Origin of the sequence: Pantoea agglomerans (genome assembly GCF_020149765.1) — a bacterium.
Taxonomy (GTDB): domain Bacteria; phylum Pseudomonadota; class Gammaproteobacteria; order Enterobacterales; family Enterobacteriaceae; genus Pantoea; species Pantoea alvi.
Map to the genome: position 1 here is coordinate 40,995 of NZ_CP083809.1, position 26,272 is coordinate 67,266.

At 59.9% G+C, this 26,272-nt stretch carries 22 protein-coding genes; 9 read left to right on the forward strand and 13 right to left on the reverse strand.

The features are described from left to right. Nucleotides 1-3: 3 nt before the first annotated feature. Complete coding sequence (locus LB453_RS02625; RefSeq protein WP_103797136.1) at nucleotides 4-939, forward strand: GlxA family transcriptional regulator; 936 nt, start codon at nucleotides 4-6, stop codon at nucleotides 937-939. Here the strand turns inward: LB453_RS02625 and LB453_RS02630 are convergent. Beyond that, nucleotides 924-1,919, reverse strand: a complete 996-nt coding sequence (locus LB453_RS02630; protein WP_103797137.1) for an acyltransferase — start codon at nucleotides 1,917-1,919, stop codon at nucleotides 924-926. The genes LB453_RS02625 and LB453_RS02630 overlap by 16 nt on opposite strands. 192 nt (nucleotides 1,920-2,111) lie before the next feature. Between LB453_RS02630 and glyQ the strand changes: the two genes are divergently transcribed. From glyQ to LB453_RS02650, 4 genes are all read left to right on the forward strand, one after another. Further along, nucleotides 2,112-3,023, forward strand: coding sequence for a glycine--tRNA ligase subunit alpha (gene glyQ / locus LB453_RS02635; RefSeq protein WP_033793010.1), 912 nt, complete (start codon nucleotides 2,112-2,114; stop codon nucleotides 3,021-3,023). Nucleotides 3,024-3,032: 9 nt separating this feature from the next. Next, nucleotides 3,033-5,102, forward strand: coding sequence for a glycine--tRNA ligase subunit beta (gene glyS / locus LB453_RS02640; RefSeq protein ID WP_103797138.1), 2,070 nt, complete (start codon nucleotides 3,033-3,035; stop codon nucleotides 5,100-5,102). A gap of 147 nt (nucleotides 5,103-5,249) precedes the next feature. Next, the gene (locus tag LB453_RS02645) at nucleotides 5,250-5,639 is read left to right on the forward strand and encodes a type II toxin-antitoxin system RelE/ParE family toxin (RefSeq protein ID WP_103797139.1); all 390 of its coding nucleotides are present in this window, start codon (nucleotides 5,250-5,252) and stop codon (nucleotides 5,637-5,639) included. After that, the gene (locus tag LB453_RS02650) at nucleotides 5,632-5,949 is read left to right on the forward strand and encodes a helix-turn-helix domain-containing protein (RefSeq protein WP_103797140.1); all 318 of its coding nucleotides are present in this window, start codon (nucleotides 5,632-5,634) and stop codon (nucleotides 5,947-5,949) included. Before LB453_RS02645 ends, LB453_RS02650 begins: the two co-directional genes overlap by 8 nt. A 180-nt stretch (nucleotides 5,950-6,129) precedes the next feature. On the opposite strand, the gene LB453_RS02655 is transcribed toward LB453_RS02650, so the two are convergent. The 5 genes from LB453_RS02655 to fdnG are packed head-to-tail and all read right to left on the reverse strand — an operon-like array spanning nucleotide 6,130 to nucleotide 12,281. After that, on the reverse strand, nucleotides 6,130-6,741 hold the full coding sequence (locus tag LB453_RS02655) for a glutathione S-transferase (protein ID WP_103797141.1): 612 nt from the start codon (nucleotides 6,739-6,741) through the stop codon (nucleotides 6,130-6,132). A gap of 28 nt (nucleotides 6,742-6,769) precedes the next feature. Continuing rightward, on the reverse strand, nucleotides 6,770-7,696 hold the full coding sequence (gene fdhE, locus LB453_RS02660) for a formate dehydrogenase accessory protein FdhE (RefSeq protein WP_103797142.1): 927 nt from the start codon (nucleotides 7,694-7,696) through the stop codon (nucleotides 6,770-6,772). Next, nucleotides 7,696-8,337, reverse strand: coding sequence for a formate dehydrogenase cytochrome b556 subunit (gene fdoI / locus LB453_RS02665; protein WP_103797143.1), 642 nt, complete (start codon nucleotides 8,335-8,337; stop codon nucleotides 7,696-7,698). Before fdoI ends, fdhE begins: the two co-directional genes overlap by 1 nt. After that, nucleotides 8,334-9,218 carry a formate dehydrogenase subunit beta gene (fdxH, locus tag LB453_RS02670; RefSeq protein ID WP_103797144.1) on the reverse strand — a complete coding sequence of 295 codons (885 nt, stop codon included), beginning with the start codon at nucleotides 9,216-9,218 and terminating at the stop codon, nucleotides 8,334-8,336. The genes fdoI and fdxH overlap by 4 nt, the downstream gene beginning before the upstream one ends. A 12-nt stretch (nucleotides 9,219-9,230) precedes the next feature. Beyond that, nucleotides 9,231-12,281, reverse strand: a complete 3,051-nt coding sequence (gene fdnG / locus LB453_RS02675) for a formate dehydrogenase-N subunit alpha (protein WP_224481587.1) — start codon at nucleotides 12,279-12,281, stop codon at nucleotides 9,231-9,233. A 454-nt stretch (nucleotides 12,282-12,735) separates the two neighbouring features. On the opposite strand from fdnG, the gene fdhD reads away from it, so the two are divergent. The 3 genes from fdhD to LB453_RS02690 all read left to right on the forward strand — a co-directional run bounded on the left by fdhD (nucleotide 12,736) and on the right by LB453_RS02690 (nucleotide 15,448). Continuing rightward, the gene (gene fdhD, locus LB453_RS02680) at nucleotides 12,736-13,500 is read left to right on the forward strand and encodes a formate dehydrogenase accessory sulfurtransferase FdhD (RefSeq protein ID WP_103797146.1); all 765 of its coding nucleotides are present in this window, start codon (nucleotides 12,736-12,738) and stop codon (nucleotides 13,498-13,500) included. Nucleotides 13,501-13,684: 184 nt separating this feature from the next. After that, entirely contained in the window at nucleotides 13,685-14,302 is a 618-nt protein-coding gene (sodA, locus tag LB453_RS02685; RefSeq protein WP_033755547.1) for a superoxide dismutase [Mn], read from the forward strand. 183 nt (nucleotides 14,303-14,485) lie between these two features. Continuing rightward, nucleotides 14,486-15,448 carry a VirK/YbjX family protein gene (locus LB453_RS02690; protein WP_103797147.1) on the forward strand — a complete coding sequence of 321 codons (963 nt, stop codon included), beginning with the start codon at nucleotides 14,486-14,488 and terminating at the stop codon, nucleotides 15,446-15,448. A gap of 8 nt (nucleotides 15,449-15,456) precedes the next feature. Here the strand turns inward: LB453_RS02690 and LB453_RS02695 are convergent, their stop codons facing one another. The 7 genes from LB453_RS02695 to argE form a co-directional block, all read right to left on the reverse strand. Next, on the reverse strand, nucleotides 15,457-15,819 hold the full coding sequence (locus tag LB453_RS02695; protein ID WP_103797148.1) for a YibL family ribosome-associated protein: 363 nt from the start codon (nucleotides 15,817-15,819) through the stop codon (nucleotides 15,457-15,459). A gap of 87 nt (nucleotides 15,820-15,906) precedes the next feature. After that, nucleotides 15,907-16,440: an MltR family transcriptional regulator gene (locus LB453_RS02700; RefSeq protein ID WP_103797149.1), complete on the reverse strand. Its 534-nt coding sequence runs from the start codon at nucleotides 16,438-16,440 to the stop codon at nucleotides 15,907-15,909. Between the two features lie 82 nt (nucleotides 16,441-16,522). Beyond that, entirely contained in the window at nucleotides 16,523-17,671 is a 1,149-nt protein-coding gene (gene mtlD, locus LB453_RS02705) for a mannitol-1-phosphate 5-dehydrogenase (RefSeq protein WP_103797150.1), read from the reverse strand. 93 nt (nucleotides 17,672-17,764) lie between these two features. After that, nucleotides 17,765-19,699: a PTS mannitol transporter subunit IICBA gene (locus tag LB453_RS02710; protein ID WP_103797151.1), complete on the reverse strand. Its 1,935-nt coding sequence runs from the start codon at nucleotides 19,697-19,699 to the stop codon at nucleotides 17,765-17,767. A 445-nt stretch (nucleotides 19,700-20,144) separates the two neighbouring features. Beyond that, a complete protein-coding gene (locus LB453_RS02715; protein ID WP_103797152.1) occupies nucleotides 20,145-20,861 on the reverse strand; it encodes a DUF3053 domain-containing protein in 717 nt (238 codons plus the stop codon). 152 nt (nucleotides 20,862-21,013) lie between these two features. Then, a complete protein-coding gene (gene ppc, locus LB453_RS02720; RefSeq protein ID WP_103797153.1) occupies nucleotides 21,014-23,665 on the reverse strand; it encodes a phosphoenolpyruvate carboxylase in 2,652 nt (883 codons plus the stop codon). A 285-nt stretch (nucleotides 23,666-23,950) separates the two neighbouring features. After that, entirely contained in the window at nucleotides 23,951-25,099 is a 1,149-nt protein-coding gene (argE, locus tag LB453_RS02725) for an acetylornithine deacetylase (protein ID WP_103797154.1), read from the reverse strand. Nucleotides 25,100-25,267: 168 nt separating this feature from the next. Between argE and argC the strand changes: the two genes are divergently transcribed. Continuing rightward, nucleotides 25,268-26,272 carry an N-acetyl-gamma-glutamyl-phosphate reductase gene (gene argC, locus LB453_RS02730; protein WP_103797155.1) on the forward strand — a complete coding sequence of 335 codons (1,005 nt, stop codon included), beginning with the start codon at nucleotides 25,268-25,270 and terminating at the stop codon, nucleotides 26,270-26,272.

The following is a 26,272-nucleotide window of genomic DNA, read 5'->3' on the forward strand; positions in this document are numbered from 1 at the left end:
GCGATGCCGCAAACTGTCCTGTTTCTTACTCTGCCCGGTGTAATGGCGCTCGACCTGACCGGGCCGGCCGAGACGCTGCGGCTGGCGGGAGAGGATCGCTTCGCGCTGCGTTATATCGGGCCGCAAGCATCGGTTTTAAGCTCTACGCAGATGACCCTTGCCGGGATTGAGCCGCTGCCCGAGACCCTGCCGCCCGACAGCCTGCTGGTGGTGCCGGGGGTCAGTGACTCTACCCTCTGGTTCTCGACGCCGCAGGCCGAGGCCGCGCGCCGCTGGCTGCAGCGCCAGCAGCCACGGCTGCGCGCGCAGCAGCTTACCTTAATCTGCGTCTGTTCCGGTGCGTTGCTGGCGGCGCAGGCGGGCCTGCTCGACGGCGTGCAGTGCACCACCCATCACGACGTGCTGGCGCGGTTAAAAGCCGCCGCGCCGACGGCGCAGGTCAAAGAGAATCGCGTCTTTGTCGACGACGGCAATATCTGGACCAGCGCAGGCATTACCGCCGGAATCGACCTTTCGCTGCACCTGATTAACCGGCTGTGCGGCGCGCAGACGGCGCTGGAGGTGGCGCGCGACATGGTGGTGTGGTTCCGCCGCTCCGGCGACGATCCGCAGCTGTCGCCCTGGCTGCGCTACCGCAATCATCTCCATCCGGCGATACATCGCGCACAGGATGCGATGATCGCCCATCCCGAGCACGGCTGGTCGCTGGAGGATCTCGCCGCACGCGTCCACGTCAGCGGCCGTCATCTGGCGCGCCTGTTTCGTCAGCATCTGGGTATCAGCGTGCGCGACTATCACGAGCAGCTGCGGCTGGGTATCGCGCGCCAGCGCCAGCAGCAGGGCGAAGGCGCGGAAAAAGCGGCGCTGGCGGCGGGATTTTCTTCAGCGCGCCAGCTGCGGCGCGCCCGCGATCGCTGGCGCGATCAGCTTACCCAGTGACGTCTGTCGAGGCGCTGCAGGCCCATCGCCAGCAGCAGGCTGCCCGCCAGCGTCACGCCGAACACCCAGGGCAGATCCAGCAGCGGCCGCGACATATCGTCATAGTGGCGGGTGCGCAGGAAGTGAATAAACAGCGCGTGAAAGCCGTAAATCGGCAGGGAATAGCGTGAAAGCGTGCCGAGCACCGGCAGCGTGCGGGCGTTCAGGGCGTTCTTGAACAGCACCAGCAGGCTGATGGCGGCGATAAACACCAGCGGGCCGCAGTAGAGATACCAGCGGTCGTTGAAGGCGCCGTTAGCAATCAGCGCCTGTTTCGTGCCGAAGGTAATGCCGATAACGCAGGCGGCGAACAGCCCGGCCGCCAGCGGCGTCACGCCGCGCTTTGCCGTCTCCATGGTGCCGATAGCGCGTCCCAGCAGGGCATAGAGCAGATAATAGATACTGTCGCCGCTGACGTAGAGGTTTACCGGCAGCCAGTGAAAGGGGCCCACCGCCTGATCCACGGTATTTGGGTTCGCCAGCACCGCCAGCACCACCACCAGCAGCGCCACATAGCGCGCCTGCACCGCTTTTACCTGAATCAGCGGCGACAGCAGATAGATGCCGATCAGCGCAAAGAAAAACCACAGATGATAAAACACCGGCTTCTGCAGCATCTTCAGCAGCGAGCGCCCTTCGCTGATGGGCGTCAGCCAGGTGATATAGGCCAGCGCCACCGCGCTGTAGAACAGCAGGCAAAGCACCAGCCGCAGCATATGGCGCGGCTGCGCGCTGCGCTCGCCGAAGAACAGGTAGCCGGAGATCATAAAAAAGAGCGGCACGCAGACGCGCGACGCGGAATTAAGCAGGTTGGTGATATCCCACCAGAGCCCGGTCACCGCCATCGGGCCGGTGATATACCAGGTGGTGGTATGGATCACGATCACCATCAAACAGGCGACCGCGCGTAAATTGTCGATCCAGCAAATCTTGTGCGACATCGGGTCCTCTTGCGCATCACGATAGTGCGAAGAAGGGTAGACAGTCGCGATGCGCGCGACAACATTTCACGGCAGGATTCGGAGCCGTCTGGCGCGGCCGCGCCCGGCAGGATTTCCGGCTGCACATCGCGCGGTCAAAGGGTATACTGGCGCACTCTTTTTTCATCTACCCGAATCGCGTGCGAAATCATCATGCAAAAGTTTGATACCAAAACCTTTCAGGGCCTGATCCTGACATTGCAGGATTACTGGGCGCGTCAGGGCTGCACCATCGTTCAGCCGCTGGACATGGAAGTGGGCGCTGGCACTTCACACCCTATGACCTGCCTGCGCGCACTCGGACCTGAGCCGATTGCCGCAGCCTACGTGCAGCCTTCGCGCCGTCCAACCGACGGCCGCTACGGCGAAAACCCGAACCGCTTACAGCACTATTACCAGTTCCAGGTGATCATCAAGCCGTCGCCGGACAACATTCAGGAGCTGTATCTCGGATCGCTGAAAGAGTTAGGCATCGATCCCACCGTGCATGATATCCGCTTCGTGGAAGATAACTGGGAAAACCCGACGCTCGGCGCGTGGGGCCTCGGCTGGGAAGTGTGGCTTAACGGCATGGAAGTGACGCAGTTCACCTACTTCCAGCAGGTGGGCGGCCTGGAGTGCAAGCCGGTGACCGGTGAAATCACCTACGGCCTTGAGCGTCTGGCGATGTATATCCAGGGCGTTGACAGCGTTTACGATCTGGTCTGGAGCGACGGCCCGCTGGGTAAAACCACCTATGGCGACGTCTTCCATCAGAACGAAGTCGAGCAGTCTACCTACAACTTCGAATACGCCGACGTCGACTTCCTCTTTACCTGCTTCGAGCAGTATGAGAAAGAGGCGCAGCAGCTGCTGGCGCTGGAAAAACCGCTGCCGCTGCCGGCCTATGAGCGCATTCTGAAAGCCGCGCACAGCTTTAACCTGCTGGACGCGCGCAAGGCGATCTCCGTGACCGAGCGCCAGCGCTATATTCTGCGCATCCGCACCCTGACCAAAGCCGTGGCTGAAGCCTACTACGCCTCCCGCGAGGCGCTGGGCTTCCCGATGTGCAATAACAACAAGTAAGAGGCAGCCATGACTGAAAAAACGTTTCTGGTGGAAATCGGCACCGAAGAGCTGCCGCCGAAAGCATTGCGCAGCCTGGCCGAAGCCTTTGCTGCGCAGGTTACCGCCGAGCTGGACAGCGCCGGCCTGGCGCACGGCGACGTGCGCTGGTACGCCGCACCGCGCCGTCTGGCGCTGAAAGTGGCGAGCCTGAGCGCCGCGCAGCCCGACCGCGAAGTCGAAAAACGCGGCCCGGCGGTCTCTGCCGCCTTTGACGCCAGTGGCAATCCGACCAAAGCGGCGGAAGGCTGGGCGCGCGGCAACGGTATCACCGTCGATCAGGCTGAGCGCCTGAGCACCGACAAAGGCGAATGGCTGGTTTATCGCGCGCAGGTGAAAGGCGAGTCCGCCCAGTCGCTGCTGCCCGGCATGATTGCCAACGCGCTCGGCAAGCTGCCGATCCCGAAACTGATGCGCTGGGGCGCGAGCGACGTGCAGTTTGTCCGTCCGGTACACACCGTGACGCTGCTGCTGGGCGACGAGCTGATCCCGGCGACCATCCTCGGCATTGAGTCAGGGCGCACCATTCGCGGCCATCGCTTTATGGGCGAGCCTGAGTTCACCATCGATCACGCCGACCAGTATCCCGATATCCTGGAAACGCGCGGCAAAGTGATCGCCGACTACGCGGTGCGTAAGGCGCAGATCAAAGCTGATGCCGAAGCCGCTGCGCGCCAGCTGGGCGGCAATGCCGACCTGAGTGACAGCCTGCTGGAAGAGGTAACCTCGCTGGTGGAGTGGCCGGTGGTGCTGACCGCGACCTTCGAAGAGAAGTTCCTCAAGGTGCCGGCGGAAGCGCTGGTCTACACCATGAAGGGCGATCAGAAATATTTCCCGGTCTATGACGACGCGGGCAAGCTGCTGCCGAACTTTATTTTTGTCACCAATATCGAATCGAGCGATCCGCAGCAGATTATCGCCGGTAATGAGAAGGTGGTGCGCCCGCGTCTGGCGGATGCCGAATTCTTCTTTAACACCGACCGCAAAAAGCGTCTGGAAGATCACCTGCCGCGCCTTGAAACCGTGCTGTTCCAGAAAGAGCTTGGCACGCTGCGCGACAAAACCGATCGCATCCAGGCGCTGGCGGGCTGGATCGCCGCGCAGATCGGTGCCGACGTTAATCATGCGACGCGCGCCGGCCTGCTCTCCAAGTGCGACCTGATGACCAATATGGTGTTTGAGTTTACCGACACCCAGGGCGTGATGGGCATGCACTACGCGCGTCACGACGGCGAAGCCGAAGATGTGGCGGTCGCGCTCAACGAGCAGTATCAGCCGCGCTACGCCGGCGACGATCTGCCCTCTAACCCGGTGGCCTGCGCGCTGGCAATCGCCGACAAGATGGATACCCTTGCGGGCATCTTCGGCATCGGCCAGCATCCGAAAGGCGATAAAGACCCGTTTGCGCTGCGCCGCGCCGCGCTGGGCGTGCTGCGTATTATCGTTGAGAAGAACCTGCCGCTCGATCTGCAGACCCTGACGGAAGAGGCGGTGCGCCTGTACGGCAGCAAGCTGAGCAACGGCAACGTGGTCGATGACGTTATCGACTTTATGCTGGGTCGCTTCCGCAGCTGGTATCAGGAAGAGGGCCACAGCGTCGATACGCTGCAGGCGGTGCTGGCGCGTCGTCCGACCCGTCCGGCTGACTTCGACGCACGTATGAAGGCGGTATCGCACTTCCGCACCCTCGACGAAGCGGCGGCGCTGGCGGCGGCGAACAAGCGCGTCTCTAATATCCTGGCGAAATCGACCGAAACGCTGAACGACAGCGTGCAGGCGTCGCTGCTGAAGGAGAATGAAGAGATCCAGCTGGCGACCTTCGTGACCGCGCTCGGCGATAAGCTGCAGCCCTACTTCGCAGAGGGCCGCTACCAGGATGCGCTGATCGAACTGGCGCAGCTGCGCGAGGCCGTCGATAACTTCTTCGACAAGGTGATGGTTAACGCCGACGACGCCGACGTGCGCATCAACCGTCTGACCCTGCTGGCGAAGCTGCGCGAGCTGTTCCTGCAGGTTGCGGATATTTCGCTGCTGCAGTAAGCCTGTAGCCCGCTTCCCGTAGTCAACGTAAAAGGCCGACAGGATTGTCGGCCTTTTTGTTTTCAAAAAAGCGCGGCGGACGGTTTGATCAAACCCGTAAGGAAGACTATAGTAACCGTTACGGATTACAGGGATGTAGAGGGATCTATGGGCGTCTATTTAACGCCTGAGTTCGACGCAGAGCGCAGGCGGCTGGGAATTACGGACAAAATTCTTTGTAAAACGGCCCAAAAGGTTTTTAGCGGGCTGAAGGGAAGCCAGCTGGGAAAATTTACCTATAAAAGACGCATTGCCCTGCCGAAAGTAAGCGAAAGAGATGGCGCGCGCTCAATCGTTTTCTTTAATGACGGCGAGCATCTTTACTTTTTTTATCTTTACGCGAAAAGCTCGCTTACTAAAAAGAAAGGGAAAGAAATAGAAGATGCTGAAATAGACATTTTTTGCAGCATCGCACCAGATTTCATAGAGATGGACCAGAACAGGATAAATGCGCTGCTTAAAGAGAAAGAGCTATTTGAGGTTAATTGCGATGAGTGATGATTTGAAAAACATCTATACTATGGCGCAGCGCTATAACAAGCACGGCGTTGTGAAAGACGATACCCTCAAAACCATTGAGGCTCGCATTAAAGCTGCGGAAATTCCTGAGGTTCGTCCGATGATGGGCGAAGAAATTAAGGCGGTCCGTCTGCGCTGGAAGCTCTCTCAGTCAGTTCTGGCTCGCATGACCGGCATGTCAGTTGAAAGCGTCTCAAAATGGGAGCGTGGAGAAAGCAAGCCGAATCAGGCGGTGCTGCGCATTATAAATATGATTTCCGATAAAGGTCCGGAAATATTTATGTATTGAGGCAGACGTCAGATAGAAAAATCTATATCACTTTTCGCTGTGCATGTAATACACATTTCTCCACGGGCACCTGCTTAAATCAATGCCTGGCGGGCTTATATTCCGTCATGCTCAGCGCTCAGATAGTCATTTATATCTTCAGCGCTGAGCATGGCTATTCGCCAGATTTAAGGGAGGCGGCTACGCAGCAGGCGGCGCGGTACGCGCAAAACTCTCGCGCTGAAACAGATGCTCCGCCAGCTTCACCAGCGCCGGGCGATCCACGCACCAGTTGGGCACGACGTGGCGAAAGTTGATATAGCCGATGGTGCAGCCCACCGCGATATCGGCAAGATTGAGCGTGCCGTTATTCAGCAAACGCCCTTCCGCCGCTATGGCTTCCAGCTTATCCAGCCCGCGCAGGATCTTCTCCCGGTTGCGCGTCAGCACCTCGGCGGACTGCTGCTCCGGCGCGCGCAGCTTCTCGCGCACGATAACGCTGGCGCAGTCGCTGACCCCGTCTGCCAGCCGCTCGGTCTGCCGAATATGCAGCGCCAGCCAGGCGTCCTCCGGCAGCAGCGCGGGCGCATCGCCGCGCAGCTCCAGATACTGTGCGATAATCGAGGAGTCAAACCAGGCCTGCTGGCTGTCGTCAATCAGCGTCGGCACCTTGCCCAGCGGATTGTGGTGCGAAACCTGGCTGTCGGGGCTGTAAGGCGCATCGTTCACAAATTCGAATACGATGCCTTTCTCCAGCAGCATGACAGATATCTTCCGTACAAAAGGGCTGGTATAGCTGCCGATCAGTTTCATCGCACTCCTCCGCCGTTAAAAGGTGTAGTTAGCTCTCATCCGGAAAAAGAAAAGGGTTCAGGCTGCTGCGTGAAAAGCCTTCCTGCTCCATGCGCGCATCCAGCACCAGCGAGGCGAGGTCGTCCGCTACCGGCTCCAGCGCCGGATCCTTTTCCTGATAAAGCATCTTCAGATAGGTACCGCAGTCGCCGCAGCTCTCCGCTTTTACCGCCGCATGCTCGCTGTCCAGCGACCAGTAGTGCAGGTCGCGCGTCTGTTCGCAGTTGCTGCACTTGCTGCGCGCCACATACCACTCGCTTTCGCACAGGTTGCAGTGCAGATAGCGCAGGCCCTGCTGCGTGCCGAGATGCACCACGCTCGCCACCGGCATGCTGGCGCATACGGGGCAGAACTGGCGATGCTCGCCATATTCGGCGCGCGCTTTGCCCGGGATCAGCGCCGCCATCTGCGCCCAGTAAACCGACAGCGCCGCCCAGATAAAGGGCGCTTTGTCGCTGCTGACCAGTGCGAACTCGCCCGCCAGCAGCGCGCTGGCAAGGGTTTCCAGTTCGCCTGCGGCGGTTTTTTCCAGGTTTTCCAGCACCGCCAGCGCCTGGCCGGTCATCTCCGGCTTTAGCTCGGCGATCAGCGAATGCAGCAGCCGCTGCCAGTGCGCGTCGCGCGGCAGGCTGTGAATGTCGAGCGGCGGCTTGCCCTCGGCGGCGCTCTGCACCAGGCGATCGTGAAGATCCCGGTGCAGCGGATGGTCATACAGCACGATCTCCTGCGCCTGGGCGATCTTGGCGGCGAAACGCAAATAGTCGCCCAGCGGATTTTTAGCCGCCAGATCGCGCAGTCGCGCAGCGCGGCGGCTATAAAGGTTCTTCAGCCGTGGAAAAAGTAACGGCGGAATGGTATCCGCCGTGTTTTTTTCGCTCTTCTCCAGCTGGTCTTGCGGGATGATGCGAATACTCATCAGAGGCGTTTTTCCTGTTGTATTGAGCGGTTACGCTGCTCGCGATACCAGCGAGGATGGTGCTTTTTCGCCCATGCGGGGCTTACCCAGCCTTCGACCATCGCCGTAATGGTGCCTTTAACCCACAGCGCCGCATAGATGTGCACCATAATCACGACGATCAGGCCCACGGCGGAGAGAGAGTGCACCAGCAGCGCCGCGCGGATCAGCGGGATGCTGAAGGCGCCGGCGAACCAGGGACGCCAGATTACCACGCCGCTAAGCAGCAGCAGCACTAAGCTGATGATAGCAGCCCAGAACACACACTTCTGGCCAAAATTATAGCGGCCCGTATCGCCGACCTCTTCATTAAGGGCAATTTTGTGAATATTGCGCGCCCACAGCAGGTCCTCTCTGTTCACCAGATTATGATGCCAGTAGCGGAAAAACATCCGCATAAAGGCAACAAACATGGTTACGCCGATAAAAGGATGCAGGATACGCGCCAGCTGCGGCGTGCCCAGCACATTCATCAGCCAGTTGAACGAGGGGAACAGAAAGCCCAGCCCGCTGAACGCCAGCAGCACAAAACAGATGGCAACAATCCAGTGATTGATACGCTCCGCCGCGCGGTAGCGTATGATGCGCTCGCCTTTTTTCACTCTTCCTCCTCCTTATGCTGCTCCTCATCGACCCGATTCGGGCCTACGCCGACATAGTGGAACACCGATGCGGCAAAGGTGGCGGCGAAGCCTATCGCCGCCAGCGGTTTCCAGACGCCTTTCCAGAAGGTCACTGTCGAACTGATGCTGGGGTTTTCCGGCAGCCCGTGGTAGAGCTGCGGCTTATTAGCGTGGTGCAGCACATACATCACATGGGTGCCGCCGACGCCTGCCGGATCGTAAAGACCGGCGTTTTCGAAGCCGCGCGATTTGAGATCGGCGACGCGCTCTGCCGCCAGCTGCTGCATCTCCTCTTTGCTGCCGAAGTGGATTGCACCGGTCGGGCAGGTTTTGACGCAGGCGGGTTCCTGACCGACACTGACCCGATCGACGCAGAGCGTACACTTATAGGCGCGGTTGTCCTCCTGGCTGATGCGCGGCACGTTAAACGGGCATCCGGCGATGCAGTAGCCGCAGCCGATGCAGTGCTCAGACTGAAAGTCGACGATGCCGTTGGCGTACTGCACGATAGCGCCCGCCGACGGACAGGCTTTTAAACAGCCGGGATCGGCGCAGTGCATACAGCCATCCTTGCGGATCAGCCATTCCAGCCGGCCATTCTCCTCAACCTCCGAGAAGCGCATCACCGTCCAGGCTTTGGCGTTGAGATCGGTCGGGTTGTCGTACACGCCGATATTGTGTCCAACCTCGGCGCGGATATCGTTCCATTCCGAGCAGGCGACCTGACAGCCTTTACAGCCGATACAGGTGGTGACGTCGATCAGCTTGGCGACCTGCTGTCGATGATCGCGCGCCTGCGGCGCGGGCGTGAGCGAGCTGGTCGCGGAGCGACGAATAATGTCCTGTGTGGGGTAAGCCATGTTCGTTCTCCGTTACGCCTTTTCCACTTTTACTAAAAATCCTTTGTATTCCGGCGTTTGCGAGTTGGCATCCCCCACTGACGGCGTCAGCGTGTTGGCGAGGAAGCCTTTGCGCGTCGCGCCTTCAAAACCCCAGTGGCAGGGAATGCCGACGGTATCGACCGGCTTGCCGTCAATGTGCAGGCGCTGCAGGCGCCGCGTCACCACCGCTTTGGCTTTGATATAGCCGCGGCGGGAAGAGACCCTGACGCTGTCGCCCGCCTTGATGCCTTTCTCCGCCGCCAGCTCTGCGCCAATCTCCACAAACTGCTCCGGCTGCGCGATCGCGTTCAGCAGGGCGTGTTTCGTCCAGTGGCGGAACAGCTCGGTAATGGAGTAGGTGGTGGCGACGCAGGGATAGTCGGCCACTTCGCCCAGCAGCGCGGCGTCGCGCGCAAAGAGGCGCGCCACCGGGCTGTGGCTCTGCTGCGGATGCAGTGGATTGGCGCCCAGCGGGCTCTCCATCGGCTCGTAGTGCTCGGGGAATGGCCCGTCGGCCATTTTGTCGAGGGCGAAGAGATGGCCCAGGCCATCCGGCTGCATGATAAAGGGGCCCGCCTGCTGCTGCGGCGCCAGCGTCAGCGGATAGTCCGGCACGTCGATACCCTGCCAGCGCTGGCCGTCCCACTCGATCAGGCGACGATTCGGATCCCAGGCTTTGCCCTGTTCGTCGGCGGAGGCGCGGTTATAGAGAATGCGGCGGTTCGCCGGCCACGCCCAGGCCCAGCCGGAAACCGCGCCCAGCCCGGAGGGATCGGCGTTGTCGCGACGCGCCATCTGGTTGCCCTGCGGCGTCCAGCTGCCGGCATAGATCCAGCAGGCGCTGGCGGTGCTGCCGTCGTTGCGCAGTTCGGCGAAGGAGTTAAGCTGCTGGCCTTTTTTCAGCAGCAGCTTGCCGCTGGCGTCGTAAATGTCCTGCAGCGCGCGGCCGTTGCTCTCCTGCGCCACCTCTTCCGGCGACGGATCGGCGGGGTTGCTGTAGTCCCAGCGCATCGCCAGCAGCGGCTCTGGCGCGACGCCGCCCTCCTGGCGGTAGAGTTCGCGCAGGCGCAAAAAGAGATTGCCGAGGATTCTGCCGTCGTGCAGCGCCTCGCCCGGCGGCTCGGCGGCGGCCCAGTGCCACTGCAGCCAGCGCGACGAGTTGGCGACCGAGCCGTTCTCTTCGGCGAAGCAGGAAGAGGGCAGGCGGAACACCTCGGTCGCAATCTGCGCGGGATCGACGTCGTTGAATTCGCCGTGAGGCTGCCAGAAGCTGGCGGTTTCGGTGCTGAGCGGATCGATCACCACCATATACTTCAGGCGCGAGAGGGCGCGACAGGCTTTGTTCTTGTCCGGGAAGGCGGCGAGCAGGTTAAAGCCCTGAACAAGGGCACCGTTTATTTCGCCCTGCTCCATCATCTCCGCCTGCGCCATGCAGTCGTAGCTCTTGTCCCATTTGGGCAGCCAGTCGTAGCCCCACTGGTTGTCCGCCGTGGCGCTGTCGCCGTAAAAGCTCTTCATCAGGCTGATAAAGAACTTATCGGTGTTTTGCCAGTAGTTGACCTGGCCCGGCAGCGATGCGGCAGGCGTCGCTTTTTGCAGATAGTCCGCCAGCGTCGCCATCTTCTCCGACGGCAGCGGCAGATAGCCCGGTAAACTTTGCGACAGCAGGCCGAGATCGGTATAGCCCTGTACGTTGGAGTGGCCGCGCAGCGCGTTAATGCCGCCGCCCGGCATGCCGATATTGCCCAGCAGCAGCTGGATCATCGCCGCGGTGCGGATAATCTGCGAGCCGTTGGTATGGTGCGTCCAGCCCAGCGCGTAGAGGATAGTGGCGGTGCGGTTGGGGGCGCTGGTGGTCGCCAGCTGGCGGCAGATAGTGAGAAAGGTCTCACGCGGGGTGCCGCACAGACGTTCCACCATTTCCGGCGTGTAGCGGCTGGCGTGCGCTTTGAGCAGATTAAGCACGCAGCGCGGATGGCTAAAGCTGTCGTCGCGGCGCGCATGACCGTTCTCATCCAGCTCATAGCGCCAGCTGGTGCGGTCGTACTGGCGCGTCTCCGCATCGTAGCCGCTGAACAGCCCCTCTTCAAAGCTATAGCCCTCGCTGACGATCAGCGCGGCGTTGGTGAAGGCGCGCACGTAGGGCTGCTGAATCTGGTTGTGCTGCAGCAGATAGTGAATGACGCCCATCAGGAACACCACGTCGCTGCCCGCGCGCACCGGCGCATAGAGATCGGCTACCGACGCCGAACGGTTAAAGCGCGGATCCACGACGATAACCTGCGCGTTGTTGCGCGTCTTCGCCTCGATCACCCATTTAAAGCCGACCGGGTGCGCTTCCGCCGGATTGCCGCCCATAATCAACACCACGTTGGCGTTCCTGATGTCGTTCCAGCTGTTGGTCATTGCGCCGCGGCCGAAGCTGGGCGCCAGCGCGGCGACCGTGGGGCCGTGGCACAGCCGCGCCTGGTTCTCCAGCGCAACGATGCCGAGCGCGCGGGCAAATTTATGGTCGAGCAGCCCGGTTTCATTGCTGGCGGCGGACGAGCAGAACATGGCGGTGGTCGGCCAGCGGTTGGCCGTGACGCCGGCGGCGTTGGTTTGCTGGAAGTGGGCGTCGCGATCCTGCTTCATCAGGCGGGCGATGCGCTCAAACGCCTCCTGCCAGCTGATGCGCTGCCACTTGTCGCTGCCTGGCGCGCGGTACTCCGGATATTTGAGCCGCTGGTCGCTGTGAATATAGTCGAGCACGCCCGCGCCTTTCGGGCAGAGCGAGCCGCGGCTGACCGGATGATCGGGATCGCCTTCGATATGGTAGATAGCGGCGCTGGCGTTTTTGGCGCCGTCGCCAAGGCTGTAGATCAGCATGCCGCAGCCGACGGAACAGTAAGTGCAGTTATTGCGGGTCTCTCTGGCGCGTACGAGCTTATATTCCCTGATACCGGCCAGCGCGGATTCCGGTGCGAAGCCCAGCAGCGCCGCGCTGGTGCCCGCCATTCCGCCAGCGCAGATTTTGAAAAAACTCCGTCTGGTAATTTGCATTTATCTTTCTTCTTTATTGGCTCCATTGCGAAGCTATGCAAAATAACAATCCTGTCTGCGTCTTATTTGATGAAGGTCAATAAGTTAGCTTTTAGTAATGCCTTTTTTAAATTCTGTTTAAATTTGTTTGAAGAGCGGCCAGCGTAGCGCGTGCTGTTTCAGGCGACGGGAAAACGCGCCCTTCTCAAATAAAGGCGAGGTTAAGCGCAACGGAAAATCATTCTCATTTATCTCGCTAAAGCGCGCCGTAGCGCCATCGGTTATCTTTTCACCGCATAATTTGTATAGCGGTTTTTTTGCGCTGCCGGTGACAACAGGGCAAACTTAACCGCGCGGCTGGCCGCCCTCGCGGCTGCGCAAAATTTAATCTCTTGTTAACAACAGGTCGTACTCCTTGAACGTTATCCCGCAAATCCCCGGCGAAAATTTAACAACTCAGACCGGCGTCAGCGAAATGCCGGTATGGCAGCGCGCCGACCTGAGCGTGGCGCAGCCCGACTGGCTGGCGGATGAAGTGCCGGTCGCCCTGGTCTATAACGGCATCTCCCACGTGGTGATGATGACCACGCCGAAAGATCTGGAGGCGTTCGCCATCGGCTTTTCCCTGTCGGAAGGCATTATCGACGCGCCGGGCGATATTTTTGGTCTCGACGTGGTGCCGGGCTGTAACGGCATTGAGGTGCAGATCGAACTTTCCAGCCGACGTTTTATGGCGCTAAAAGAGCAGCGGCGCGCGCTGGCGGGACGCACGGGCTGCGGCGTATGCGGCGTCGAGCAGCTGGAGCAGATCGGCAAGCCGGTGCAGCCGCTGCCTTTTACCCAGACCTTTGAGCTGGCGCAGCTGGATCGCGGCCTGAGCCAGCTAAAGCGTTTTCAGCCGGTCGGTCAGCAAACCGGCTGCACCCACGCGGCGGCCTGGCTGCGTCCGGATGGGGATCTGGCGGGCGGCTGCGAAGATGTGGGTCGCCACGTTGCGCTGGATAAGCTGCTTGGCTACCGCAGCCGCGCGGCGTGGGGCGACGGCGCGGTGCTGGTCTCCAGCCGCGCCAGCTATGAGATGGTGCAGAAATCCGCGATGTGCGGCGTCGAGATCCTGTTCGCCGTCTCGGCGGCGACCCGCCTGGCCGTCGAGGTGGCGGAGCGCTGCAACCTTACGCTGGTCGGCTTCAGCAAGCCGGGACGCGCCACCGTCTATACCCATCCGCAGCGGCTGCGCTAAGGCGCGTTTAGCGCCAGCGGTCTGTAAAAACAACAGTTTGTTTATAACGGATTTGTAAATTCCTTATCTTTAATGGGGCATTGATTACCCTTTTCCGGATCATGAATTTAACTATAATGGTTCGACTGCTTACGCGGCACGCCATCAGGCGGCGCCGCCCAAATATGAAATGGAGAGGAAGAACATGAGTTATTCACTGCCATCCCTGCCTTACGCATACGACGCACTGGAACCGCACTTCGACAAGCAGACGATGGAAATCCATCACACCAAACACCACCAGACCTACGTTAACAACGCTAACGCCGCGCTGGAAGGGACCGAATTCGCTGACCTGCCGGTTGACGAGCTGATTACCAAACTGGATCAGGTTCCGGCAGACAAAAAAACCGTGCTGCGCAACAACGCCGGCGGTCACGCTAACCACAGCCTGTTCTGGAAAGGCCTGAAAACCGGTACCACGCTGCAGGGTGACCTGAAAGCGGCTATCGAAAAAGATTTCGGCAGCGTTGAGAAATTCCAGGAAGAGTTTGAGAAAGCCGCCGCTACCCGCTTTGGTTCAGGCTGGGCGTGGCTGGTGAAAAAAGGCGACAAACTGGCCGTGGTCTCTACCGCTAACCAGGACAACCCGCTGATGGGCGAAGCGATCTCCGGCGCGTCAGGCTACCCGATCCTGGGCCTGGACGTCTGGGAGCACGCCTACTACCTGAAGTATCAGAACAAACGCCCTGACTACATCAAGGCGTTCTGGAACGTGGTGAACTGGGACGAAGCCGCAGCGCGTTTCGCCTCTGCTAAATAAGTTGTTCCGTTAATAAAGCTAAAACCGGCGAAGCGATTCGCCGGTTTTTTTATGGCTAAAACAGCGGTAATTAAACCGCAGCTAAACATGCGCGCAGCTGGCTTTTAACCTTTCAGGACATTAACCTTCCGTTGAATTTCACGCAGGTAGGCTAAATAACATTCCACCAGAGAATGTAATATTATGTCTATTATAACTACATCTACACCGGCCGCCGAATCATCTGCTTCGCTGTTTTTTCAGCTCATCAGCGGAAAATATATTCCTGATAAACTGTGGTTGAGTAAACAATTCCGCCTGAAGTTCGCGCTGCGAACGCTGGCGTTTCCCGTCACAACGCTGCGCTATTTACACCAGCTGTCGCGCCTGCCCGATTTACATCAGGTAATGAGCGTGCAGGGGTTATTACCCGCCAAGCTGCACCGTCCCTATTTGCGCGCCGGGTTCAGCGTGGCGGCGCGCGCGCAGGCGATCCTTGATCACTATCAGCTCATCGCCACGTTGCAAAACGGCCGGCTGCGTCAGCTGCTGCAAAGCCCCGGCGATAATTTACTGGCGACGCTGAGCGGGAAAAACGGTGAGACGTTCGAGCTTTTTTGCTGCCCGGGCCGTTTCGATCGCGAAGGGGAAATTACGCTGGTGCTGCGCTATCAGCAGGAGGTTATCGCCTCGCTCTCTTTTTCGCTGATCCTGGAGGCTGGCGTGCGCACTGTGCTGATCGGCGGCCTGCAGGGGCCGCGTAAACATATCTCTAACGAGGTGATCCGCGAGGCGACGAAAGCGGCGCACGGGCTATTTCCCAAACGCCTCGTTATGGAGGTGGTCTGTATGCTGGCGCAGCGCTGTGCGGCGGAGAAGATTATCGCCGTAGGCGATACTACACACGTGTTCCGCAGCCTGCGCTATCGCCACAGCAAAAGCGATTACTTCTTTGCCAGCTATAGCGAGTTCTGGACATCGCTGGGCGGCGAGGCGCGTAAAGACGCGCTCTATCAGCTGCCGCTCAGCCTGCCGCGTAAAGCGCTGGAGGAGATCGCCAGTAAAAAGCGTGCGGAATATCGTCGACGTTATGAACTGCTTGATGCGCTGGCGCAGCAGGTGTCAGCTGCCGTCGGCCAGCGCGGAGAGGATCAGGCGGCCGCCTGATCCCGCACTCAGAACGGCTTCTTCGCGAAGCCGGTCATCACTTTCAGGCCCATTTCGCGGCCCAGCGCGGTCATGGGATGCACCACCACCAGGCCACGCACGCTCTTCTTCAGCGTGCCCATATCGGCCTGCTCTTTTTTGGTGATCTCACGGCTGAACGGCAGCGCCATCAGCTTCTGCGCCTCTTTGCTCAGCTTGTCGTCGCGCTTGTCGCGCAGGCGTTCGATCTCGGTCACCAGCTTCTCTTTTTCTTTCAGCAGCGCGCCCAGCTTCTCGGCGTCGCCCGCTTCCAGCAGCTGCGGCTCTTTACGATTCAGGGCGTCCAGCTGATCGCTCAGACGTTTAATCTCGGCTTTTTCTTGCTCTTTCATGGCGAAAACTCGTTGTGGAAAACAGGCAAAGGATACACGAAAAGCGGCGCAAATTCGCGCGCGGCAAGCGAGGAGGGCGCCTGAAGCTCAGGCGCCGGGACGTTTGAACGCCTGTTTCAGGCTAATGCGCGAGATCAGCTCGGTCAGAGAGAGCACCATGGTCGAGCGCACCATTTGCAGATAGCGCTGCTGCTGCATGGCGCGCAGCTCGGCATCGTCGGGATGAAAATCGGGTTTCGGCGGCCAGGCGGCCACGCAGTGCAGCTCGCCAAAGGGGCCGAGGATCTCATCGTCGGTAAAGCGATAGTCGCCGCGATCGTGGTTCAGCTCTTCGCGCAGCGCCAGCAGTAGCTCGCAATCTTCATACTCATGGCGGCTGATGACGCCCAAACCATAGATAAGCTTAAGGCGCACCGGCAGTTCGCCGAGCGGGCCGTCGCCCAGCAGCAGCGGCTCAACCGCATACTTCACCGCGTAGTCATCCTTGCGAAACACCTGCAGCACCAGCAGATTGACCGCTTCGGCCAACAGCTCGACGGCAGCGATCAGAAAGCTTCTCACCGAACGTCCGGCGTTCAGGCGCTCAAGCACCCGGTTTTCAAAAGCTTGCTTCTCTTCCATTGTCGCCTGCAGAATTCTTATCCCGTCAACGGGCGCAGCGTCGCCGCGCCCGTACCGCTTGTGCGTGACTGACACGCGCCTGTCAGGCCATTGCGTTATACGCGCTGACCGCCGCCGCGACAACATCGCTGTCGGCATCCAGACCGGATACCTGCGCCAGCGCCGCCTGCGGGCCTTTCTCGTTAATCAGCGCTTCCAGCTCCTGCGCCTGCGGGTCCTGCGCGCTGCGGTAGTGCATCGCAGCGGCAATGCCCTGCACCAGATGGGCGTTCGGCAGCTGATACTCCAGCGTGCCCAGCGTCGGTTTGATCAGGCGATCGCCCGCGCTCAGCTTACGCAGCGGCTGGCGGCCCACGCGCTCTACATCATCTTTCAGGTAAGGATTTTCGAAGCGGCCGAGGATTTTCTCGATATAGGCGGCATGCTTGTCGGCGTCGAAGCCGTAACGCTTGATCAGCACCGCGCCGCTCTCCTCCATCGCTCCCTTGACCACCGCGCGGATTTTCTCATCCAGGATGGCGTCGCGAATGGTCTGATGCCCGGCAAGCTGGCCGAGATAGGCGGTGATCGCATGGCCGGTGTTCAGGGTGAAGAGCTTGCGCTCGACGAACGCCATCAGATTGTCGGTAAGCTCCATGCCTGCAACGGTGGGCAGCTCGCCTTTAAACTGGGTTTTATCGACAATCCACTCGCTAAAGGTTTCAACGGTCACCTCCAGCGGATCGTTGCTGCCCGCTTCGGATGGCGGCACGATGCGGTCTACGGCGGAGTCGACGAAGCCGACGTGCTGCTCGACCCAGGCGTGATGCTGCTCCGGCAGCGCTTTCAGCACGTGCTGCTTCAGCTGGCTGGTGCCGCGCACCATGTTTTCACAGGCAATAATATTGAGCGGACGATCGTTACCTTCGTCATGGCGCTTCGCCAGGCCTTTCGCTACGCTGCCCGCGATGCGCTCCAGGATCTGCGGACCAACGGCGGTGGTCACCAGATCGACCTCCGCTACCAGCGCGATAATGTCGTCGCTGGTGCTGTTGACGGCGCTGACGCCCTTTACAATTTCCACTTTCGCCTGCTCGCCAACCACATGTACTGGATATTCATGACGCGCGTTCAGTGCATCCAGCACCACCTGGTTAACATCGGCAAACACCAGTTCAATGCCTGCATCCGCCAGCAGCTTGCCAATAAAGCCGCGACCGATGTTACCTGCTCCAAAATGTAACGCTTTCATAATATTGACCCATATCAAATGACGATGGGGCGGGCACGCCCGCCCCGGAAATCGGGACGGGCTTACCCGCCCCAGGGAAATCACGCAGGACGTTTAGGCGGCCGCCGGGCTGCCTGACAGCAGATCCAGCACTTCCTGCACGCTGGTGGTGTGCGCCAGCTTCTCAATCACGCTTTCGTCGTCCAGCGCGTTGGTCAGGCTGGTGATCACCTGGATGTGCTCGTTGTTGCGCGCCGCGATACCGATAACCAGGCGGGCCACGTCATCCGCATCGTCGCCGAACAGCACGCCCTGCGGATACTGACAGAACACCACGCCGGTTTTCAATACGCGATCTTTCGCTTCCACCGTGCCGTGCGGCACCGCAATGGACTCGCCCAGATAGGTGGGGGTGAGTTTTTCGCGCGCCAGCATCGCTTCGACATATTCCGGCTGCACGTAGCCGCCCTTCACCAGCTGTTCGCCGGCGAAGCGGATCGCCTGCTCTTTATTGCTGGCGCTCAGGCCGAGGAAGACGTTGTTCGCACCCAGCTTAAACAGATGGGGGTTGCTGGTGTCGTAGCTGTCCGCCAGCGCGGTCTGTACCACTTCGCGGTGCGCTTCGCTGCGGTTCGCCGCCACCAGGCGATCGGTCAGGTTGGTGTAGAGCGCGCTGTCGAGGAAGTTATTCAGCGAAATATGCTGCGCCTGCGGTGCCTGACGCATCGCGCGCTCGGTGAGGTCGCGGTGGGTGATCACCAGATCGACGTCGCCCGGCAGCGAGTTAATCGCGCTGTTGGTAACGGAAACGTTAGTGAGTCCCGCATCCTGCACTTTCTTACGCAGCACGCCCGCGCCCATTGCGCTTGAACCCATACCGGCGTCGCAGGCGACGATGATTTTGCGCACGTGGCTGACGTCAACGCTGCTGGCGTCGGCAACCACCGGCGCGCCCGCCACAGCCTGGCCTTTCGACTGAGCTTTCATATCATGCATGCGTTTGGTCGCCGCTTCGATATCGTCCTCTTCTTTGGCTTTGCTGGTTTTCAGCAGGATGGAAGAGACCACGAAGGAGACCGCAAAAGCCGCCACGATCGCCGCGATATTGGCGAAGTAGGCGCCTTTCGGCGTCATCGCCAGCACCGCCAGGATAGAGCCCGGCGAGGCGGGAGAGACCAGACCACCATTGAGCAGCGTCAGGGTGAAGACGCCGGTCATGCCGCCCAGAATCACTGCCAGCAGCAGACGCGGTGCCATCAGCACGTACGGGAAGTAGATTTCGTGGATGCCGCCGAGGAAGTGGATGATCGCCGCGCCGCCCGCGGACTGCCTGGCGCTGCCGCGGCCAAACATCATATAGGCGACCAGTACGCCCATACCCGGACCAGGGTTCGCCTCAATCAGGAAGAAGATCGATTTGCCCGCTTCGCTTGCCTGCTGGATGCCCAGCGGTGAGAAGATGCCGTGGTTGATGGCGTTATTAAGGAACAGTATTTTCGCCGGTTCAACAAAGATGGAGGTCAGCGGCAGCAGGTTGTTCTGCACCATCAGGTTGACGCCTGCGGCGAGAATATGGGACAGCCCCTCTACCAGCGGCCCGATGGCGAGAAACGCCAGCAGCGCCAGCAACATACCGATAATGCCGGCAGAAAAGTTGTTGACCAGCATTTCGAAGCCGCTTTTGATTTTACCGTCAACGGCGCGGTCAAAAGATTTGATCGCCCAGCCGCCCAGCGGACCGGCAATCATGGCGCCGAGGAACATCGGCATATCGGCGCCGACGATCACGCCCATAGTGGTAATAGCGCCAACTACGCCGCCGCGATCGCCGCCAACCAGACGGCCACCGGTGAAACCGATCAGCAGCGGCAGCAGGTAGGTGATCATCGGACCGACCAGCTTCGCCAGCGTCGCGTTAGGGATCCACCCGGTCGGGATAAACAGCGCGGTAATGATACCCCAGGCGATAAACGCCCCGATGTTAGGCATCACCATATTACTCAGAAAGCGACCAAAGCTTTGAACCTTGACCTTGACTGATGAGGACATAAAGCCACCCCTTATCGAGACGCGCTGCAATAAGAGAGCGCGTTTGTTTTTGTTAAGCCAGCACGGCGTCGAGCCGTCGCTATTACTGTATGCAGGCGGACTCTAACACGCGAATATGACGCTGCGTAGCGGGCGGCCTAAGTGTGATCAAGATCACTTAACTACAGTGGTGGCAGGGGCTTTTTTGGTGATTTAGATCACATAACATCGGCTTAAAAAACCGGCAAAGACGATTTTTTCGCCACAAAACCGGGATATATGTGACTAAAATCACATTTAGATCATCTCGGTTTGTTTCATATATGTGACGAAGTTCACAAACTATTTTTGATTGAAAATGCGCCAGATCACACTACTGGCGGCGCGTTTGTCGGGCGGACAATAAAGTGAAAAGCGGTAATGCGGGGAGGCCGGGACAAGCGGCAAACTTGTCCCGGAGGAGGCTTTACTGCAGGCCGTTCTGCACGGCGGTCTGCGCCTGAGTCAACGCCTGCGCGTTGGCGGAGATGGTGCTCATCAGCGCGTTATACTGCGTGACCTGATCGGGCGTCGGGAACTGAACGGCGCTATTGTTAAAGCTCACGCGCGGCCCCTGCTGCTGCAGAAAGTCGCCCGCCTGCGCCGCGCCCTGGCTCAGCGCCTGCAGCTTCGGCAGCAGCGGCACCAGCTGGTTAGCTGGCTGCGTAACCACTTTATCGTAAGCGGCGTCGTAGACCTTCTTCAGATCCTCTTCCTGCTTAAGCGAGGCCTTGCTGCTGTCCGCCTGCATTTTGGCGCTCTCCAGCTGCTGCGTGACAATCACCAGCGCGCCGTTCGCCTGACGCAGCGCGTCGCGGCGCGTCAGGTAGTCCTGCGGTACGTGGATCGCCGACAGCTCATCAACCACCGGACGCATGCCCTGATCAATCGCCTTATTCACCTGCTGGGAAAAGCCGTAAAGAATGGCGTAGTCGCCCGCGTACTTGCCAAAATTCTGCTTCTGGCTTTCGCTCAGGCTTGGCAGATGTTCGCCGCTGCGCATAACGGTGTTTTGCAGAAAGTCGATAAAGGCCTTGCGCTGATCGCCCTCTTTGTCGCCGCACGCGGTGAGGTTAAGCACCAGCAACGCGGCGCCGAGCAACATGCCGGTACGCATCCAGATGCGAGAAATTCCTGATGCCATAAGGGCAACTCCTGTAAATGAGAATGTGGATAACTGAGGAATGGTCCTAAAGAATAGAGCAAAGTAGCGCTCAGGCACAACGCCGGCAAGCGGGAAAGGCGCTGCGGCTCAGAGGTTTCCGGGCAGAGGCCTGCCCGGAGTAGTCAAGAGGGTTAACCGGTGTTGCGCATACCCGCGGCGACGCCCGCGATGGTCACCATCAGCGCCTGCTCGACGCGCGGATCGACCTCTTCGCCGCGCGCTTCCTGATCGCGCGAACGCTGCAGCAGCTCCGCCTGCAGCACGTTGAGCGGATCGGTGTAGACGTTACGCAGCGCGATCGACTCGGCTATCCAGGGCTGATCCGCCATCAGATGCGCGTCGTTGGCGATGGTCAGCACCGCTTTAATGTCGGCGTCAAGCTGGTCGCGCAGCTGTTTACCCAGCGGCCACAGCGTTTTGTCCACCAGACGCTGATCGTAATATTCCGCCAGCCACAGGTCAGCTTTGGCGAACACCATCTCCAGCATGCCTAACCGCGTGGAGAAGAACGGCCAGTCGCGGCACATCGCTTCGAGCTGATCCTGATGGCCTTCGTCCATCGCCTTTTGCAGCGCTGCGCCCGCGCCGAGCCAGGCGGGCAGCATCAGACGGTTCTGCGTCCAGGCGAAGATCCAGGGAATGGCGCGCAGCGACTCGACGCCGCCGGTCGGGCGACGCTTCGCCGGACGCGATCCGAGCGGCAGCTTGCCCAGCTCCTGTTCCGGCGTGGCGGAGCGGAAGTAGGGCACGAAGTCCGGGTTTTCGCGCACGTAGCCGCGATACATGGCGCAGGAGTGCTGTGAGAGCTGATCCATAATGGTGTGCCACTCTTTCTTCGGCTCCGGCGGCGGCAGCAGGTTCGCTTCCAGAATCGCGCCGGTGTAGAGCGACAGGCTGGCGATGGTGACTTCCGGCAAACCATACTTAAAGCGGATCATCTCGCCCTGTTCGGTTACGCGCAGGCCGCCTTTCAGGCTGCCCGGCGGCTGTGACAGCAGCGCCGCGTGCGCAGGCGCGCCGCCGCGGCCGATGCTGCCGCCGCGGCCGTGGAACAGCGTCAGCGCGATGCCGGCTTTCTCGCAGGTTTTGATCAGCGCGTCCTGCGCCTGATACTGCGCCCAGCTGGCGGCCATCACCCCGGCATCTTTCGCCGAGTCGGAGTAGCCGATCATTACCATCTGTTTGCCCTGAATAAAGCCGCGATACCAGTCGATATTCAGCAGCTGGCTCATAACGTCATTGGCGTTGTTGAGGTCGTCGAGGGTCTCAAACAGCGGCGCGACCGGCATGGCGAAGGTAATGCCCGCCTCTTTCAGCAGCAGATGCACCGCCAGCACGTCGGACGGCGTCTTCGCCATCGAGATAACGTAGGCGGCAATCGAGCCTTGCGGCGCTTCGGCGGCGACGCGGCAGGTTTCCAGCACTTCGCGCGTCTCGTCGCTCGGCGCCCAGTGGCGCGGCAGCAGCGGACGTTTGGAGTTAAGCTCGCGTACCAGGAAGGCCTGCTTATCCGCTTCCGACCAGCTTTCATAGTCGCCGAGGCCGAGATAGCGGGTCACTTCAGCGATCGCTTCGGTATGGCGCGTGCTCTCCTGACGCAGATCGATGCGCACCAGCGGCACGCCGAAGCACTTCACGCGGCGCAGCGTATCCAGCAGCTGACCGTTGGCGATAATGCCCATGTCGCACTGCTGCAGCGACTGATAGATAGCGTAAAGCGGCGTCCAGAGCTGATCGTTGGAGACCAGCAGATCGGCAGGACGCGGCAGATGCTCGCCCTTCAGGCGGCGCTCAAGCCAGGACTGGGTGGCGAGCAGCTGGCTGCGCATGCGCTTCAGAATCACGCGGTAAGGCTCAATCGCCTCCGGGTCGCCGCACAGCTCGCGCACCTCGTCGCTGCATTCAGACATCGAGAGCTCGGAGATCAGCACGCCGATATCGCGCAGAAAGAGGTCGGCGGCTTTCCAGCGGCTGAGCTGCATGGCGTGACGCGTCACCGTGGCGGTGACGTTGGGGTTGCCGTCACGGTCGCCGCCCATCCAGGAGGTAAATTTCACCGGCACGAAATCTACCGGCAGCTTCACGCCGAACGCCTCTTCGACCTGTTCGTTCAGCTCGCGCAGAAAGGCGGGTACGCCTTCCCACAGGCTATTCTCCACCACGGCGAAGCCCCATTTGGCTTCGTCGATCGGCGTCGGCCGATATTTGCGGATCTCATCGGTGTGCCACGCCTGCGCCACCAGCTGTCGCAGGCGGCGCATAATCTGGTTGCGCTCATAGTCAGAGATGTCGCTGTGATCGAGCTGCTTCAGGCAGCTGTTCACCTCGACCAGCTTGTGGATCAGGGTGCGGCGGGTGATCTCGGTGGGATGCGCCGTCAGCACCAGCTCCAGCGACAGCGATTCAATCGCTGCACGGATCGCGCTTTCGCTGACGTCGGGCTGTTGTTTAAGACGATCAAAGGTGGTTTTCAACAGTTCGGGATGGTTCGCGCCGTCGCCGCTGCGTGAAATGGTCTGATACTGTTCGGCGACGTTGGTCAGGTTAAGAAACTGGCTAAAAGCGCGTGCCACCGGCAGCAGCTCGTCGTTCGACAGATTTTGCAGCGTGTTAAGCAGTTCCTTGCGATGAGTGTCATTTCCCGCACGGGATGACTTTGAGAGTTTGCGGATGGTCTCCACCCGGTCGAGGATGTTCTCTCCTAGTGCATCCTTGATCGTATCCCCGAGCAGTTTGCCGAGCATACTGACATTACTTCGCATTGCGGAATATTGTTCGTTCATGTGACCCTGACACCCTTATCGTCTTTGTAAACTTCTACACCCAGCGTTCGCGGCCAGGCCGAAACTGCATGAGTAATCACCCACCGGGCATAACATCGTCTTTTATCTAGCCACGTAAACCTGGCGACGTCAATGCGCATAAGCGCCCGGTAACATGCGGCTAACTGCTGGAAATTCAAAGATTTTAAATAGAGAGGAGCGGGATAAGTTATTCTTATCAACAAATCCCGCGTATTGAACAGGAAATTTACTTTCTTAACAGTAGATTGCCCTGTTTATTGCGTATCAGTGGCAAAAGTGCTGCACAACCTGCGCGATCAGGGCGCGAGTCGGCTTAATAAATGCGGTATCGATAAATTCATCTGGCTGATGCGCCTGGTTGATCGATCCCGGCCCCAGTACCAGCGTCGGGCACAGCTCCTGAATAAACGGCGCTTCGGTGCAGTAGTTCACCACTTCGGTCTGCGTGCCGAGCAGTTTTTCCACCACGGCGACCAGTTCGTGACTGGCCGGGCATTCGTAGCCCGGAATCGGCGGATGCAGCTCGCCGACCGTAAGCCGTCCCGGCCAGCGCGCGCTGACCGGCGCCAGCGACTCGTTCAGCAGCCCTTCCAGGTCGTTTAGCGACAGGCCCGGCAGCGGACGAATATCCATGTGCAGCTCGCAGCAGGCGCAGATGCGGTTCGCCGCGTCGCCGCCGTGGATATGGCCGAAGTTCATGGTCGGATAGGGAATGGCGAAGCCGTCGTGGTGATAGCGCTCTTTCAGGGTATTGCGCAGCTGCATCAGATGACCGATGGCGTCGTGCATCAGTTCGATAGCGTTGACGCCGCGCGCCGGATCGCTGGAGTGGCCAGACTGGCCCTGCACGCGAATAACGTGCGAGAGATGGCCTTTATGCGCGCGCACCGGCTTCAGCGAGGTCGGCTCGCCGATAATGGCGCAGTCTGGGCGAATGCTCGCCGTTTCAGAGAAGTACTTCGCGCCCGCCATGGTGGTCTCTTCATCGGCGGTGGCGAGAATATAGAGCGGCTTGCTGAGTTTGCTGACGTCGACGTCGCGCAGCGTGTCGAGGATAAAGGCGAAGAAGCCTTTCATATCGGCGGTGCCCAGGCCGTAGAGCTTGTTGTCGTGCTCCGTCAGGGTAAAGGGATCGCGCGTCCAGCGCCCGTCGTCGAACGGCACGGTATCGGTATGGCCCGCCAGCAGCAGACCGCCTGCGCCGCTGCCGCTGCGCGCCAGCAGGTTAAATTTATGGCGCGTGCCCGGCACCGGCTGTACCTCTACGTTAAAGCCGAGATCGCGGAACCAGCCTGCCAGCAAATTGATTAAAGTTTCATTGCTCTGATCGAGCGCGGCGTCGGTTGCGCTGATGCTCGGTGTGGCAATCAGCTGGCGGTAGAGTTCGATAAAAGGCGGTAATTTTGTCTTCACTGTTGACGGTCCTTGAGTTAGGATGTATCAATATTCATGCATTAATAGTGAATAAAAATACATTAACGCCGGTTGGCTGGGAAGCAGAAATCCTTCGCAAACGGCATCGTGGGCAACGGGGCAAGGCCGCGACCCGGAACGTGTGACTGTAAAAAGGTATACAGCCTGATGTTGAATACGCTGATCGTTGGTGCCAGTGGTTACGCTGGCGTAGAGCTCGCCACCTTCCTCAATCGCCATCCACATATGAACATAACCGCTTTGGCGGTTTCAGCGCAAAGCCCGGATGCCGGGAAGCGTCTGTCCGATCTGCATCCGCAGCTGAAAGGCGTGGTGGATCTGCCGCTGCAGCCGTTGAGCAGCGCGGCCGAGTGGGCGGACAAGGTGGATGTGGTGTTCCTGGCGACCGCGCATGAAGTCAGTCACGATCTGGCACCTGAGTTCCTGAAGGCCGGCTGCGTGGTGTTCGATCTCTCCGGTGCCTTCCGCGTCAACGACGGCGACTTTTATCAGCGCTATTACGGCTTCACCCATCAGCACGCCGACTGGCTCGACAAAGCGGTCTACGGCCTGGCGGAGTGGAACCACGCGCAAGTCAAAGAGGCGCAGCTGGTGGCGGTGCCGGGCTGCTATCCCACCGCGGCGCAGCTGGCGCTGAAGCCGCTGATCGAGGGCGATCTGCTTAACGCCGATCAGTGGCCGGTGATCAACGCCACCAGCGGCGTAAGCGGTGCCGGCCGTAAAGCCAGCGTCACTACCAGCTTCTGCGAAGTGAGCCTGCAGCCGTACGGCCTGTTCAATCATCGCCATCATCCAGAAATTGTTGCCCATCTCGGCGCGCCGGTGATTTTTACGCCGCACCTCGGCAACTTCCCGCGCGGTATTCTGGCGACCATCACCTGCCGTCTGAAGGCGGGCGTCACGCACGACGACGTAGCGGCGGCGTTCCACAGCGCCTATCACGACAAGCCGCTGGTGCGCGTCTATGAGCAGGGCGTGCCGGCGCTGAAAGCGGTTATCGGCCAGCCATTCTGCGACATCGGCTTCGCGGTGCAGGACGAGCATCTGATCGTCGTCGCGGCGGAGGATAACCTGCTGAAAGGCGCTGCGTCGCAGGCGGTGCAGTGTTTGAATATTCGCTTCGGCTTCCCTGAAACGCAGTCGCTGATTTAA